Origin of the sequence: Flavobacterium sp. (assembly GCF_017744675.1) — a bacterium.
In the GTDB taxonomy this organism is placed as follows: Bacteria; Bacteroidota; Bacteroidia; order Flavobacteriales; family Flavobacteriaceae; genus Flavobacterium.
Genome location: NZ_JAGIAV010000004.1, coordinates 438,509 through 454,078 on the forward strand (window position 1 = coordinate 438,509; position 15,570 = coordinate 454,078).

Genomic DNA, 15,570 nt, shown 5'->3' on the forward strand with positions numbered 1-15,570 from the left:
AAATTGTAAATTATGCGCGTCTTAACTACAATAATTTTGGGCATTTTTCTGGTAAGCGGTGCATACGCTCAGCAGGAAAAACAGACTGATACTATCCTAAATCATAAAACGCCTCTAATAAAAGCAACCAAAGTTGATTTACTCAATAATGTTGATTTAATTTTCAATACACAAGTAGGCTTTAACACCTATTTTGATGACGGAAATTACACTGGCAGTAAATTTGAAGTGAATCAGTTTAGATTGGAAATAAAAGGAAAAGTGTATAAGGACAAAGTGTTTTTTAGGTTTCGAGACCGATATACTAAAGAAACTGAACCGCAATCTACCGATAACATTAGCAGTTCTACTGACTTGGCTTTTATTGGATATAAAATATCTGAAAGAACCAGTATTGCAATAGGAAAAATGACGGCCAACTGGGGTGGTTATGAGTTTGATATGAATCCGATTGATATCTATCAGTATAATGATATTGTGGATAATTCGGATAACTTTCTAACAGGAGTTCAGGTAAACTGGAAATTGAATGCCAACCATGTCTTTTCGGGACAGATCTTAAATTCAAGAACCAAAACTTTTTCTGAACTATATCAAAATGTGCCAGATGTCGAAGAAGCAAAATTTCCGGCTGCCTATGTTGGAAACTGGAACGGAAGTTTTTTAGAAGGAAAATTCAAAACGATATACAGTTTCAGTATTTTTCAGGAAGCCACAAAAAATGGAAGGCCGGTAAATATGTATTATACGGCTTTAGGAAATCAATTTCGAAGCAAAAAATGGCTTTTTCAATATGATTTCAAATGGAGCAGTGAGGATTTAGACCGAACAGGAGTGGTTAGTAATATTATTCCAGATACTGTTTTAGATCATGCTGCAGAAAATGTATATTATGTAGAACACTGGCTACGAACCGTGTATTCTCTAAACGAACAATGGAAACTTACAGTTATCGGAATGACAAGTAAAGCTTCGTGGAAAGATATTCCTGATCCTTCTGTAAGCTCGAACCGAATTCGTACCGCATACGGCATTATTCCAACAGTAGAATTTTATCCGATCAAAAACTTCAACTTAAAGTTTTTTGCCACCTATGTGCAGCGATTCTATAATTATAGCGATTATGCTAAAACAGATTTGGGACAATCGAACACCACAAGCGGAAGAATTATGCTTGGTATAATTTCTCCTTTAGTGGTTTTATAATAATTTAAGTAACTAACTCAATTAAGAAGCTGGAGCAAATCGTAAATTGCGATTTATTTCAGCTTTTTTTATTTGTTCTCTCGCAGATTTAGATGGATTTTAGCCACTATTTTATTTATTCTCTCGCAGATTTGGCAGATTGAGCAGATTTAAGAATTATTAATAATTCAAAACTCTCTAAGTTGAGCTTTTTTATGAATAGCCTCTAGCTTCAGCTGGAGGTTTTTAATCAGCATAAGAATAAGGCTTTAGCCAAACGACATATTTTTGGCTAAAGCCATTTTGATTCGCTTTATTTAAACTCCAGCTAAAGCTGGAGCCAATTCAATTTAATATCATCTGGATCTCCGTGGTTGAAACCACTGGCTACGTTTGATATATGCGTACAAGCAAAAAAATGCGCGTTAGGATTAAGTTAGTCAAAACTCATAATTCATAATTCATAACTCATAATTCATAATTCATAACTCATAATTCATAATTCATAACTCATAATTCATAACTCATAACTCATAACTCATAACTTACTTTGCCAAATATCTCAATCGAATAAAACAGATTGTACTATAAAAAGCAAAAAGCAGCATAAGATGCAATAAAACAGAAGGATTGTCCCATAAACTCGCGCCCGATTGTACAATTGAAGTATACAAAACAATAAAAGGCGTGGTTGGCAAAAGATTAGAAAGCCACTGCAATAGCAACGGAAGCGATTCAAAGGGCCAACTATATCCTGTAATTAAGAAAATTGGATAGGTTGAAAAAGCCATCATTTGAAGGCAAACGAGCTGCGATTTAAAAAGCGAACCGATAAACTGAGCCATCGGAATTAAAGTTACGATAAACAAAAGCAGCAATACACTCAACTCGAATCCGCTGCCTCTGATTGGCAAATTGAGCAATCTGTAATTTACATTTAAAAAGAAAAAACCATACGAAGAGAAAAGAATCAGATAGAACAATCCTTTGCCCCAAATGCCATTAGAAATGCTAGATCCCAACCATTCGCCTAAGCGGGAGCGCTGCCGTTCGCCTGCAACACTTTCGCACAAGCCAATCAATAAAGTCTGCTGCAAGATCAGTGCTAATAATCCTGGCAATAAGAATGCTCCATAGCTTGATCTTTCATTAAACAAAGGGCGATAATCAAAATTTACAGGCATTACATTTTCCATCGCAATAGTAGTGCTCATGCCTTCATTTTTCTGATAATACTGTAGCCTCACTCCCGCTCCAATAGTCAGACATATTTGCTGCACATTCATCAAAAGATCACTCGATGGCAGAAACCTTGCCGCATTGATTGCCAATACCACGTTGCTTTGTTTTAAACTCAGCAAATTGGTTTCTGTTCCTTCTGGAATATAAAAATAGCCTTGGCAATTACCTCGATACATCTGCTCTTTTGCCTGCTCGAGATTAGAAAAATGAATGAGTTCAACTATCGGAGAATCGTCGATATTTTGCATTAGCAAACGTGACAACCTAGAATTATCATCGTCTACAACAGCTAGTTTTACATCAAATTCTTCTTTATTAATATAAATGCTTCCGTAAAAAAAAGCATACAGCAAAGGCGCTATAAGAAGCGTAAGCAGCAAGCTATGATCTTTTACAACCAATGAAGCTTCCCTCAAAAAAAGTTTAATCAGCGATTGTTGCGGCTTCTTCTTCATTTTTAATCGAATTAAATTGACGTTTAAACAACAACACCGCTGTCGGATACATTACGGCACAAAATAATAGGAGTTTAGCCAAATCTCCATTGGCATATTTTAGAGGCAAATTCATATAATACACCTTGAAAAAACCATCCAAAAACGAAGTATAAGGCATAATCAGCGCATAATACTGATCGTACCAAGGCATTGCCCATCTTGGAAAAGTAAAACCGCTAAAAACAAATGCAGGCGACGTATAGAAAAGAGCCACATCTCCTGAAAGCATCACATCTTTAAACAAAGCCGATATAAACATGCCAATACCAATACAGGCTAAAGAAAGCATGGTGTACATAACAAAAAACTTGCCCGTGGCTGCTGGAACACCAATATCAAAAAAAGGAAAAATAATACCTGTAATAATGATAAAATTAATCCAGCTGATCGTGAGATGTGCCATTGTTTTTCCCATAATGGCCTTCAAAACAGAACCTTTTGATGTATCGTACAGTTCCTGCATCGTTCCCGTAATCCATTCATAATTTAGTGCCAGCATAGAACTGATAATAAGAATCATCTGCATGCCCACCGTTATTAAACCCGGAACCAAATACTCCTGATAATTATAAGTTGGATTGTAAAGCTGATAGGTATTTAAACTTATTGGGTTGGCAATCGCCATTGCTTGATCTGGTTTCATTCCTGTTTTTACAAGCTTCTGCAAAATTACGCCTGTACTTCCTGTAATAACAACCTCGGCAACAGCCTTATAAACCAATTTGGCAGGAACAAGTGCGGCCGCATTGGTATACAAAGTCACTGTACTGGGATGTCTGCTATAGATATTCTTCTGCAGATTGGCAGGAAAATGTATAGCGCCCAATATTTTACCTTCCTGTATCAGTTTTTTTACTTCGGCTTCACTGCTGACTCTTCTGGTTATTTGCAAGGCTTCTTTTTGTTCTAATAAAAAAAGCAGCTCACGAGTTACAGCGCTTTGATCTTCATCCCAAATAGCAAATGCTAAATGTTTGGCATCCTGCTTCTGATAAATAAAAGCGTAGAAGAAAAACAATAGTATTGGCACAATGAGCATTACTAAGTAAAATACTTTTAAACTCAGAATGCGTTTCCACTCCCTAAACATTATGTTCTTTATAAAATTCATTAAGGAAGTATTAAAGAAGCTGTCATGCCAGAACGCAATCCTTTAATATTGGAAAGGCTAACAGGTTTCAATTCTATCGTAAAAGTTCTCAATTCAAATTCTCCTTTATCTTTTGATGGCACCCAATTTGCAAATTCTAGTGTAGGCGCAATAGTATGTACAACGGCATCAAACGTTTCAGGCTCGCAGCCTGGAACCTTAACCGCAACTTTGCTTCCTACTTTAAGCAGATTTGATTTATCTTGTCTGATGTTGAATTTTATGATAGTGGAATTTTTCTTTTCGATGGTCATAATCGGATAACCTATAGAAACAATTTCGCCCTGATGTGTCACCAAACTTGAAATAACTCCTTCTGCCGGAGCATATACTTTTGTGTTATCTCCAAGTGCTTTGGTCAATTCATAGGCTTGTTCTGCTTGTTTTACAATAGCATTTGCTGTTTTTAGCAGTTCGGGTCTTGTGCCGTTCTTTAGCATCTGCAAGTTTAACTGAGCAGTTTCCATTTCTTTTTTTGCGGCTTGGAGTTTAAAATAAAAAACATCCTTTTCTTGTCCAGAAATAACATCTTCGTTATAGAGCCTTTCCATTCTTCCGTAAGTGGTGCTAAACAACTTGTACTGTTCCTGACTTATTTGATATAGTTTAGATGTTGCTTCAATAAGTTCGGGTCTGGCTCCTTGTGTAAGAAGTTCCTGTTGTCCTTTTGCTGCATCTATAGCCGATAATGCCTGAGCTTTAATCGCATTTATTTCGTTAGATCGAAGCACTGCCAATAATTGCCCCGTTTTTACTGTATCGCCTTGTTTGACAAGTAACGAATCTAGCCTGCCAGGAAATTCAGCCGCCACATCTACACTAGATGCGTCCACCATTCCGATAAAATTATCTTCTTCCTTATTGTCTTTTAAGAAAAAAATCAATCCTGCCAGCACAACAAAGATTGGAATAATCAGCGCCCAGTAGTTTTTAAATATCTCTTTCATCTATTTAATAAATTGCGTTATTTGACTTGGATTTCCTAAACTGTTAAAATATTCCGCTAATGCCAGATAGTACCCCAAAACAGCGGTATAATATCCTTTCTCTATTTCTGTTTCTATCAACAAGGCATCATTTACATCTTTTGGCGATGACAGCTGATTGTTCATCCTTTTGGTAATCAAACTGCTTGTCGTGGCGGCTTCTTTTCTAGCCGCATCCATGGCATCAACATCGTTTTGAAGAGAAGTCATTTTATTTTTTGCAACCCTTGATTGCACCTGAAGCATTAAACTTGAATTTTCCTCTCCTAACTTAGCTTCTTCTATTAGCTGTTTTGCGGCTAAAGTTTTCTTACTCGTCTGTCCGTTATACAAAGTCCATTGCAATTCTAAGCCTACAAACCAATCAGGTATAGAAACGGGCAAATCCTTTTGGTATAAATTGTAATTTCCAATTGCAAAAATATTAGGCAAAGCCATTGATTTACTGATCTTTTCAGCCGTTTCGGCATAAGTGATCTTATTGTTTGCAATTCTGTAAACCGGATTAGAAAGCCAATACTCTTTCATTGGTTTCTCTAGATTTATGGCACTGTATCGTAAAGTGTCTGAAATCACTATTGGAGCGTCAAGATCAACTCCCATAAGCTTATTCAGTTCCAGATGGGCATTTTGCTTTTCCAATTTAATGTTGTTATACTGGCTTTGCGCCTGAATCAAGACTACATTGGTCCAGTTTTTCTGATACGGAGGCAGTATTTTGTTTTTAACCAATTCTTCGGCGTAGTTTTTATTTTTATCCAAAGCATTTACAATTTGTTCTTGCTTTTTAATCAAAGAGTTGAGATATAGTATCCTGATATATTGAACTGCTATTAAAAAATCAACTTCTTTGCCCGCAAGCTCGACACCAATTCCTGCAGAATTGGCAACCGATTGAGCCAAATCGATGCTCGAGTTTATTTTATTTCCCAGAAAAATTGGCTGACGAACTCCCACTCCTGCAATAAAATAGGACTGCTTACTTAAACTAGGATTATAATCTGGATAAATGCCGCTAATGACTTTTTTGGAAGTTTCATAAATGCGATCCTGTGCTGCCTGAGACAAATTGCCTCCTGTAATTTCATGGTAAATTTCGTTGGCGGTGTTTACACTTTGCTGAGACGATCCTTCCACAACTCCGTCTTTCACCGTCTGCAGGTTTATAGTCAACGGATTGCCCAAATAAGAATAGCTAGACAACAGATCTACCTTAGGAAGATAGCCTTTCTTTTCGGCTTGAAGATTATATTCGCCTGTTAACAAAGCAGATTGAGCCTGTTTTATAGTAATATTATTTTGCTTCGCTATAGAAAAACATTCTTCAAGAGAAGTGGTTTGTGCTCTTATATTCCAAAAGGAAAGTAAAAAGCAAAACAGAATAAAAGGCTTTAGGAAATTTAGTCTTACGTGCATCTATATAATATTCTTAAAAATTGAAATTACTTAACCAGCGACTTCTTTTTGCCGTTCAATAAAACAGCAGGATACAATAGAAATGAAATAAAAACTTACCATTAAAAAAAATCCGGAGTTATTAGAAATGCCGAATTAGATTTAAAATATACTGTTTAAGAAAATATGGGGTTCTTAACCTAAACAGCTTAAAAAAGTACAACAGCTAAAAACACATAAAAACTGACATACTAACTAGTTAAAGATAAGATTTTATTTAATAAGTACCTCCTAAATTTATAGAAAATAAGCTGGCTATATTTTAAGTATACTGGCATTTCTATTCAACTGCTTTTTAAGACTGTTATATTCCGCTGGCATATTTCTTGGAAAACATTCTACATTATTAACTGATTTAAAACAATTTACCATGAAAATTACGTACTACGGACATTCGTGTTTTTCTGTTTATACCAACGGAAAACACCTTCTTTTTGATCCTTTTATAACGCCAAACGAATTAGCCAAAGAGGTTGATGTTGATGCCATAAAAGCAGATTACATTTTTATTTCGCATGCGCATTACGACCATATTTTGGATGTAGAACGAATTGCCAAAAACACAGGCGCAAAAGTGCTCGGGAATTTTGAAATCTATAATTGGCTATTGAAAAACAGAATCGAAAACGCGCATCCCATCAATCCAGGCGGGAAATTCGATTTTGATTTCGGTACTGTAAAATGTGTCGTAGCCCAACATCCGAGCAGTTTTATGGATGGTTCTTACGGAGGTATTGCTTGTGGTTTTGTGCTAAAAACGGCAGATGGAAACTTCTATTACAGTGGCGATACAGCACTGACTTTAGACATGCAGCTCATTCTGAAATTTGCTAAACTTGATTTTGCCGTATTTCCTATTGGAGACGGACTTACTATGGGAATTGAAGAAGCTATTGAAGCCTCAAAACTAGTTGGTGTAAACAAAATATTGGGCGTTCATTATGACACTTTTGGTTTTATTGTCATGGATCATCAAAAAGCTTTAGATGATTTTAAAAAGGCTTCTCTGGAATTATTTCTGCCTAAAATAAACAGCACAATTGACATCTAAATTGGCCGTTTTTCTTCGTCATATTTCGCTAAAATGTACGTTTTAGCGAAATATCATTTTATAAAACAAGATCATAAAAAACACCTTATAATTTTTTTTCATAAAAAAAGGAATAGTAGTTTAAACTATTCCTTTTTGCATTTCGTCAAGTTCTGCTAATCAATTTAATTTTAAATATATCCTGCAAAATTAATGATGTATTGTGCGGTAAGTTCTGGATATTGATGATGAGGTCCGTGGCCAGTTGCGGCATAAACAATCATTTGGGCATTTGTCATTTGATTGATGAAAGGATACCAGTTATCTACAGCAAAACTTATATCATGATCTCCCGAAATAATCAAGATTGGAGTTTTAGTTTTTTTAAGCTGTTCTCTAAAATTTAAAGCATCTTCTCTAAAAGTATCTCCACCGCCAAAATACAGCTGAAAAACATCCATAGTTGAAGGGACTTTGGCTACGTCGATTTTTTTATGGATTCGATCATGCGAAGCTTTTGCAGCCAGTCGGCTTGATTCTGATTTTGGTTCGAAAAACAAAACAATTTCATCCTCAAAATCGTTTACTGGTTTTAGCGCTGCATCAAAAAATGCCTGTTCGATTGGAATTTCATTTGCCCCTGGCGGGTTTGTTCCAACCAAAACGGCATGCGTTACGAGATTAGGATACAATAAAGTTGCCGTCTGCGCCACCAAACCGCCGTAAGACCATCCCAGAACAATAATTGAATCTAGTTTTAAAGCATCTGCCAGATCCTTTACATCTTTGGCCACAACAGTAATATCTGGCGCAAGGCTTCCTGTAGAAGAACCAATTCCAGAATAATCAAAGACGATCACGTTAAACTTTTCTGCCATTGATGCCACAAACAACGGATCCCAAGTATCAAGTGTCCCTCTAAATCGGTTTACAAAAATCACTGCTTTTCCTTTTCCATAAGAACGATAAGCAATTTTGCGGTCGCCAAGATCAGCAAACCGGGTTTCTGCGTCATAAATTTTTTCCATAATTATAAGTTAAAGATTGTAATCAATATTTGTTTTTTATGCCACAGACAAAGATTAAACCAAAACACAGAAACCTTATAACAAAGCACTTAGAACCAAACTCTACCTTTAAAATTATGATATTTCAAGAATTAAATCTTCCTTTTAACGAAATATAATAATTCTGCGATTGGCTTCTCGAAAAATGCTTTTATAATCAAGACATTTCAAAAAAGGCACTCCTTTTGTCTTTTGTAAATGAAATAGCACCTTTTTACTAAAACAAACCTAATTACCGCGATATGATGTATTTATCTAATAAAAAAACGATTATGTTTATTAGTGGAGCGTTCATCAGTCACTCCTGTTGGAAAAAATGGATTGTATTTTTTGAAGATGAAGGCTATAAAACTGTAGCGCCGCCTTGGCTGTGCAAAAACGAATTGGCTGTCGATTTAAGGCAAACGCATCCCAAATCTAAAATAGCTTCAATTCGTTTATTTGATGTGCTGGAGTACTATACTGAAATTATTGACAAACTGCCCGAAAAACCTATTTTAATTGGTCATTCTTACGGAGGACTTCTAACTCAATTATTAATGCAAAAAGAATTAGGCTCGCACGGAATCTGCCTCAATTCTATTCCGCCTGGCAATCTCATGCATTTTAATTTTCCGTTCTATAAAGCTGTTTGGAATCTTTCAGACCATTTTAGTTCATCAAATAAGACTTATTTAATGCCTTTTAAAGCATGGCAGCACTATTTTGCAAACCAAATATCATTTGAAGAACAAAAAGAAGCTTATGAATCCTTATTGATTCCCGAATCAAAATCAATTATGCGTGATATTTTTTCAAGATCAGCTAAAATCGATTTTAAAAAGAAACATAATCCTCTTTTGTTTGTATCAGGTTCAAAAGATGCTTTAGTGCCTGCTTCTTTAAACTATTTAAACTTCAAAAAATACAAAAACCTGCATTCGATTACTTGTTACAAAGAATTTCAAGATTTCAATCATTTGAGTATAACTGATGAAAATTGGCAAGCTATCGCTGACTTTATCGCCAATTGGCTAAAGAAAATTTCTTAATTTCTAGTTTGTTAAAATACATAGAAACATAGTTGCAATAAGCTTAAAAAAGGATTTCGACTTATTTAAAAAGCACATATCAATGTTTTTAATTTTTCGCTAACGGCTTAAATAATTCCTTTCTTTATTTCGAGCTTTTTAATCTTAGAATTTAAAGTCGACGGATGAATATCTAAAATTTCAGCCGCACCACCTGCTCCAGAGATTTTTCCGTTGCATTTTTTAAGGATATACAAAATATAATCTCGCTCGTTTTCTAATATGGTTTTGATTGAAAATGAATCTTGCACTGGTTCAGGATGCATTTTGGAAGACATTGAAAGTTCAATTTCCTTGATTGTATTTCCATCAGTCAGCAAAATAGCACGTTGCATCACGTGTTCGAGTTCTCTAATATTGCCAGGCCAATTGTAATCCATAATCTGCTGCAAAGCAAAATCAGAAAGAACAGGTGCTTTTCTAGCCATTTTCTCGCTATAAACAGCTATAAAATGATTGGCAAGATCTGGAATATCTTCTTTTCTCTTTTTTAATGGCGGAACCATAATCGGGAAAACATGCAGACGATAGTACAAATCCATTCTAAATCGTCCTGCGGCCACTTCTTCTTCAAGATTTTTGTTGGTTGCCGCAATAATCCTAACGTCTATTTTTATGGGCGAAGTGCCGCCTACGCGCTCAATTTCTCTTTCCTGCAAAACACGAAGCAATTTCACTTGCAATTCGAGAGACATCTCTCCTATTTCGTCTAAAAAAATGGTTCCTCCGTCTGCCAGTTCAAATTTACCAAGGCGTCTGTCCAGCGCACCAGTAAAGGCACCTTTTTCATGACCAAAAAGCAATGATTCTGCCAGATTTTCTGGAATTGCTCCACAGTTAATAATCACCAGAGGTTTGTCTTTTCTTGGAGACAAAGCATGAATACTTTGCGCGATTTTTTCTTTCCCTGTACCGCTTTCGCCTAAAACCAAAACCGAAGTGTCTGAAGGCGAAACTTTTCGGATGTAATTAAAAACAGTATTCATTTGCGAACTTTTGCCAATAATACCTTCAAATCCTTCATTGGCATTTACAGACTTTCCGTTTTTAACTTCTGTTTTCTTTGGAGGCGAACTTACTTCTTCTTTCGAATAGATTTTAGCAACAAACTGACACAAAAGTGATTCTAGCGAACTCAAAATTCGCAAGTGTTCTTGAGAATAAACATTTAGATTACGGCTGTAAAAAGTAAAATGATAGTGCTGGATCGAGGCAATTGAAAGCGGAAAAACCAGATACGATTTTATGCCAAAATTATGTGCAATCAAAGCTTTAATTGGCGCTTCTTGCAGATTGTTTATCAGCGCTTCTTCGCTATAGATAATTGGTTCTTTATCTACTTTTGATTTTCTATAAGTGTCATTTATTTCCTTTTCAGAGAGAACTGCAATCTGCGATAGTTTTTGCAAATTGATGATTTGATACTGATCTAAATTTCTACGGACAATTCCGAGATTATCGTAGTGTGTGGCCGTAGCAAATCCCGCTTCTAAATAATCAAAAGGAATAAAAGTTTGTACTGCTTTTGCAAAAGCCAATAAGGCATCTTCTTTCTTTAGATTGGAATTGATAATTTCGGTAATTGCTGCTTGAAGCTGAAACTGCTGCAATAACTGGCTTTCTAAGCTATATTGCTGGCGGTAAAATGCGATTTCGAGCGTTGTAAGTACATCTTGATCTCGAAAAGGTTTTACAATAAATCCGTAAGGCTGAGTGGTTTTAGCCTGATCTAATACTGTTTTACTTGAATTGGCAGAAATAAATATAAAACCAATATATTTTTCTTTAAGAATATGTGCCAACTCAATGCCATTGCGGTTTCCTTTGAGCATGATATCCAAGAAAACCAAATCTGGCTTCTCAACTTCAATTTGTTCCAAAGCCTGCTCTACCGACCGTGCTATTCCCGTCACCTCATAATTTGCTTTTTCAAGAATCAGCTGCAAATCATGGGCTTCAATAAACTGATCTTCTACAATTAAAATTCGTTTTTTAAAACCAGAAGAAACAGCTTGAGATCTGTTATCGGGAGAGTTTTTCATAAGTGAGTATTTTTTATCTTATCTTGCACTTAATTTATTGACACAAAAATAGTTAATTATCACAATTAAAATTAATCGTTTCTAAATTTAGATAAATAAAAACAACAATTAACCTTAATTTTCATGTTATTTCCTAAGACATCCAAAAAGGTTTCTAATTATATTTGTTACTCTAAAACCTACCAAAACTTAATTCTAAGTAAACCATGAAGCTACTTTACTCGTTTTGTTTGCTATTTTTTATTACGATTAATACGCAGGCGCAAAATCATCCTGCAACGGCCAATTATGACTTAAAAAAGAAACGCTTATTAATACAAACTTGTTCGGCTTATCTGTACAATTCCAATCAAGGTGCTATTGATGCCGACAGCTCTGTAGTTTTAACGTGCAAAGCCTATAAGCTTCCTGTTTCTTTGGCTTATGACGAAGGTTTTAATGACGGCTCTTATTTAATTGGAAGTGATTTAATTGAAAAAGGAAATATTGAGGCTGCAAAAAGGCTTTTTATCAAATCAAAAGACATCAATAAAATAAAACTGGCTTTACAATTGGGAATCTTTTATTTGTTTCAGCCTTTTACAAAACCCGATGACTTAAAAAATGCTAATTTTTATATCAATGAAGCGGTAAAAATCAGCAATCAGCTAAAAATACAAAAGTGGCAACACGAGAGTTTAATGCTTCTCGGAAAATTCTATTTCCAAATCAACAATTATCCCGAAAGTAAAAAATGCTTTTTGCAGGTTGTAAACGAATGCCGAAAACAAAATGATAAAACCGCTCTTGCTGATGCTTTGCTCAATCAGGCGACCTATCAATACGATCTGGATCCTGAAAAAGAAAAAATTTTAAAAGAAGCCGAAACACTATATAAGGCTTTGGGTTTTGAAGAAAAAGTAATCGAAACTAAAGCAAAATTATGCACCATTTATTTCTGGCACGGAAAAATAAATGAGGCCAAGAAAATACTCTACCAAAATATTGCGGCTATGCGTAAAATTGGTTTTAGACAACAGCAATTTGGCGAAACGACCCTTTCTTATATCCATGGTGTACAATACAATATTAAAGATGCTCTTTATTATGCTTTAAAAAGTGTACAGACCATGGAAGCTACAAAAGACTACACTTTTGCCGATATTTTTTATATGCGATTAGGATTTGCGTACCTACAAATGGGACATACAGATGATGCTATAAAAATGGCCCAAAAAAGTATTCAATACGGACAAAACGTGTATAACAGCGGTAGTTGGTACAAAAGTTTTATAACAGCGACGGCCTCTTTATCTCTAAAAGGAAAAAATAAAGAAGCAATTGAATACATGAACTCCATAACAAGCCATTATGCGCCACCAAATGCCATTGACAATATGCTGATGAATTATGCTTATGCGAATAGCTATTGGCGAATTAAAAATTATGGAACAGCCGAAAAGTATTTTATAAAAGCTGGAGAAGCTGCCGATGGTTTAGATTCGCCCCTAACTTATCGAGATGTCTGCAATACCTATTCGTCTATTGCTTTGTTTTATTCCAATCGTAAAAACCTTGAGAAAACAAAATTTTATATTGACAAAATCGATGCGCTTTCAAAAAAACACAACAAAACATACAATTCAGAAGCGATTCAGATGTCTTTGTATAAATTAGATTCACTAAGAGGTGATTTTAAATCGGCTTTGGTGCATCATAAATTGTATAAAATAATGAGCGATTCTCTTTTAGATTATTCTAAAAACAAACAGATCGAAGAGCTTAAAATTCAATATGAAACCAAGAATAAAGAACAAAAAATCAAACAATTAGGCAAAGAAACCGATTTGAAGGAAACAGCATTAAAAAAGTCAAAATTAATAAATACACTTTCAATCTGGAGTTTGGTTTTATTGGTTCTTTTTCTTGCTCTATTGTACAATCGATACCGCCTGAAACAGAGAACTAATGCCGAATTAGAACTGAAAGAGAAAGAAATCAACCAGAAAAACATCAATCTGAGGCATTTGCTGGATGAGAAGGAATGGCTTTTGAAAGAAATTCACCATCGCGTAAAAAACAATCTTCAAACCGTAATTAGTCTTTTGAATTCGCAATCGGCTTATTTGGAGAATGATATGGCATTGTCGGCTATTAAAAACAGCCAGCATCGCATTCATTCGATGTCGCTTATTCATCAGAAATTGTATAATTCAGAGAATATTTCGACGATTAATATGCCAAATTACATCAAAGAATTGGTCGAATATTTAAGAGAATCTTTTTCTCTTGGACAGCGCATCCGTTTTGAACTTAAAATTGATCCTCTGGAATTGGATGTTGCACAGGCCGTTCCGCTTGGACTTATTTTAAATGAATCGATTACCAATGCCATAAAATATGCTTTTCCGGATAACAGAACTGGAATGATCTATATCACCCTACAAGCTACTTCCGAAAACAAATATCTACTGATAATTGCAGACAACGGAATTGGTTTTGATGCAAACATTAGCAATAAAAAAATCAATTCGTTTGGACTGAGCCTGATAAGAGGTCTTAGTGACGATTTGGATGCAACATTTTCTATGGAAAATAACAACGGAACAATTCTTAAAATTGAGTTTTCTAAAGAATTTCCAATCAATGAAAAAAGAAGATAATTTGAGCGATTAAAGTTTTTAAACATATAGAAACATAGTTTTTTATATCGAAAAAGAAAGTAAAAGAAACTAGTTTCCATACATAGATAAACTAGGTACATTCAAATAAGTGAAATGCTTTTAACGCAATTCCGATGCTTTGCAACTATGTTTCTATATGTTTATTGATTCGTTCCAACGCTTAATTCTTTTATAGCGAAATCTCACTAATCTAAATGCATTTAGCGAAATATAGAACTTTTAAATTCCAGAGAAAGCCCTAAAACCTTAATAATTAAGGCATATTTGGCATGGCATGTAAATTGGTTTTTCTGAAAAAAGCAAACTTATTGAAAAGTGAAATTTTCAGAGCAATTCTAATATTAATCAAATAAAAGAATCATGTCAAAATCAAAAACTATTGTGCTTATTCACGGAAATTTTGTCAACGAGAAAACTTGGACAGAATGGAAAAAGTACTACGAACAAAAAGGATATACGGTTTATACTCCGACAAATCCAGGACACGAAGGAGTTCCTGCCGAACTGAGAGCAAGAGTTCATCCTGATCTAATCAAAACTGGATTTATAGACATCGTTACTAACATCAGCAAATTAATAGATACTTTACCCGAAAAGCCTTTGATAATAGGGCATTCGATGGCGGGTATGGCTGTTTTAAAGCTTGTAGAATTAGGCAAAGCTGTTGCTGGAGTTAGCATTGACGGAGCACCTCCAAAAAATGTGTTCCCGCCATTTCAAACCTTAAAAACAGTCATTCCTGCGTTTGGTTTTTTCTCTTCTTCTCAATATTTTATGGGAAGCCGAAAATGGTACGATTATGCTTTTTTTAATACAATACCCGAATCTCAAAAAAGCATTGCCTTTGAGAAGTTTGCCGTACCTGAAAGCTATAAAGTAAGCAGAGAATTGGTTTTAAATTCCTTCTCTAATATCAATTTCAAAAGGCCTCATGAACCTATTTTATTTATTGGCGGAGGAAGTGATCATATCTTCCCTTCTAACCTCACACAATCAATTGCCCGACGATATAAAGAAAATGCAGGTCGTGTCGATCTTAAAATATTTGATGGAAAAAGCCATTTTATCTGTGGAGAACCTGGCTGGGAAAGTGTAGCCGAATATATTATAAATTGGTATGAAGAACTATAAAAAAATCATTCCGTTAGGAATGTCATATCGGTAGAAAAATTAAATTGGATTT

The 15,570-nt window shown here is 35.1% G+C and carries 11 protein-coding genes; 5 read left to right on the top strand and 6 right to left on the bottom strand.

Annotated features, from left to right (window positions below; genetic code table 11):
- Positions 1–12 precede the first annotated feature (12 nt).
- Positions 13–1,206, top strand: a complete 1,194-nt coding sequence (locus J7574_RS12235; RefSeq protein ID WP_290968502.1) for a porin — start codon at positions 13–15, stop codon at positions 1,204–1,206.
- 524 nt (positions 1,207–1,730) lie between these two features.
- Here J7574_RS12235 and J7574_RS12240 read toward each other — a convergent pair.
- The 4 genes from J7574_RS12240 to J7574_RS12255 are packed head-to-tail and all read right to left on the bottom strand — an operon-like array spanning position 1,731 to position 6,476.
- Complete coding sequence (locus J7574_RS12240) at positions 1,731–2,882, bottom strand: ABC transporter permease (RefSeq protein ID WP_290968504.1); 1,152 nt, start codon at positions 2,880–2,882, stop codon at positions 1,731–1,733.
- Positions 2,851–4,035 carry an ABC transporter permease gene (locus J7574_RS12245; RefSeq protein ID WP_290968506.1) on the bottom strand — a complete coding sequence of 395 codons (1,185 nt, stop codon included), beginning with the start codon at positions 4,033–4,035 and terminating at the stop codon, positions 2,851–2,853. The genes J7574_RS12240 and J7574_RS12245 overlap by 32 nt, the downstream gene beginning before the upstream one ends.
- The gene (locus J7574_RS12250) at positions 4,035–5,021 is read right to left on the bottom strand and encodes an efflux RND transporter periplasmic adaptor subunit (RefSeq protein WP_290968508.1); all 987 of its coding nucleotides are present in this window, start codon (positions 5,019–5,021) and stop codon (positions 4,035–4,037) included. The genes J7574_RS12245 and J7574_RS12250 overlap by 1 nt, the downstream gene beginning before the upstream one ends.
- Positions 5,022–6,476 carry a TolC family protein gene (locus J7574_RS12255; protein ID WP_290968510.1) on the bottom strand — a complete coding sequence of 485 codons (1,455 nt, stop codon included), beginning with the start codon at positions 6,474–6,476 and terminating at the stop codon, positions 5,022–5,024. It lies immediately after the preceding gene.
- Positions 6,477–6,885: 409 nt separating this feature from the next.
- Here J7574_RS12255 and J7574_RS12260 point away from each other — a divergent pair, with 409 nt between their 5' ends.
- The gene (locus tag J7574_RS12260; protein ID WP_290968512.1) at positions 6,886–7,566 is read left to right on the top strand and encodes a metal-dependent hydrolase; all 681 of its coding nucleotides are present in this window, start codon (positions 6,886–6,888) and stop codon (positions 7,564–7,566) included.
- Between the two features lie 170 nt (positions 7,567–7,736).
- On the opposite strand, the gene J7574_RS12265 is transcribed toward J7574_RS12260, so the two are convergent.
- Complete coding sequence (locus tag J7574_RS12265; RefSeq protein WP_290968514.1) at positions 7,737–8,573, bottom strand: alpha/beta hydrolase; 837 nt, start codon at positions 8,571–8,573, stop codon at positions 7,737–7,739.
- A gap of 281 nt (positions 8,574–8,854) precedes the next feature.
- Between J7574_RS12265 and J7574_RS12270 the strand changes: the two genes are divergently transcribed.
- A complete protein-coding gene (locus J7574_RS12270; RefSeq protein ID WP_290968516.1) occupies positions 8,855–9,643 on the top strand; it encodes an alpha/beta hydrolase in 789 nt (262 codons plus the stop codon).
- A gap of 107 nt (positions 9,644–9,750) precedes the next feature.
- Here J7574_RS12270 and J7574_RS12275 read toward each other — a convergent pair whose 3' ends face one another.
- Complete coding sequence (locus J7574_RS12275; protein WP_290968522.1) at positions 9,751–11,724, bottom strand: sigma 54-interacting response regulator; 1,974 nt, start codon at positions 11,722–11,724, stop codon at positions 9,751–9,753.
- A gap of 206 nt (positions 11,725–11,930) precedes the next feature.
- On the opposite strand from J7574_RS12275, the gene J7574_RS12280 reads away from it, so the two are divergent.
- Both J7574_RS12280 and J7574_RS12285 read left to right on the top strand, forming a co-directional pair.
- Positions 11,931–14,366 carry a sensor histidine kinase gene (locus J7574_RS12280; RefSeq protein ID WP_290968524.1) on the top strand — a complete coding sequence of 812 codons (2,436 nt, stop codon included), beginning with the start codon at positions 11,931–11,933 and terminating at the stop codon, positions 14,364–14,366.
- A gap of 381 nt (positions 14,367–14,747) precedes the next feature.
- Complete coding sequence (locus J7574_RS12285) at positions 14,748–15,518, top strand: alpha/beta hydrolase (RefSeq protein ID WP_290968526.1); 771 nt, start codon at positions 14,748–14,750, stop codon at positions 15,516–15,518.
- The last annotated feature ends 52 nt before the right edge of the window (positions 15,519–15,570 follow it).

Coding starts and splice junctions, on each gene's coding strand:
- J7574_RS12265 (WP_290968514.1), bottom strand. CDS start 8,573: ATGGAAAAAATTTATGACGCAGAAACCCGGTTTGCTGATCTTGGCGAC.
- J7574_RS12240 (WP_290968504.1), bottom strand. CDS start 2,882: ATGAAGAAGAAGCCGCAACAATCGCTGATTAAACTTTTTTTGAGGGAA.
- J7574_RS12250 (WP_290968508.1), bottom strand. CDS start 5,021: ATGAAAGAGATATTTAAAAACTACTGGGCGCTGATTATTCCAATCTTT.
- J7574_RS12245 (WP_290968506.1), bottom strand. CDS start 4,035: ATGAATTTTATAAAGAACATAATGTTTAGGGAGTGGAAACGCATTCTG.
- J7574_RS12235 (WP_290968502.1), top strand. CDS start 13: ATGCGCGTCTTAACTACAATAATTTTGGGCATTTTTCTGGTAAGCGGT.
- J7574_RS12285 (WP_290968526.1), top strand. CDS start 14,748: ATGTCAAAATCAAAAACTATTGTGCTTATTCACGGAAATTTTGTCAAC.
- J7574_RS12270 (WP_290968516.1), top strand. CDS start 8,855: ATGATGTATTTATCTAATAAAAAAACGATTATGTTTATTAGTGGAGCG.
- J7574_RS12275 (WP_290968522.1), bottom strand. CDS start 11,724: ATGAAAAACTCTCCCGATAACAGATCTCAAGCTGTTTCTTCTGGTTTT.
- J7574_RS12255 (WP_290968510.1), bottom strand. CDS start 6,476: ATGCACGTAAGACTAAATTTCCTAAAGCCTTTTATTCTGTTTTGCTTT.
- J7574_RS12260 (WP_290968512.1), top strand. CDS start 6,886: ATGAAAATTACGTACTACGGACATTCGTGTTTTTCTGTTTATACCAAC.
- J7574_RS12280 (WP_290968524.1), top strand. CDS start 11,931: ATGAAGCTACTTTACTCGTTTTGTTTGCTATTTTTTATTACGATTAAT.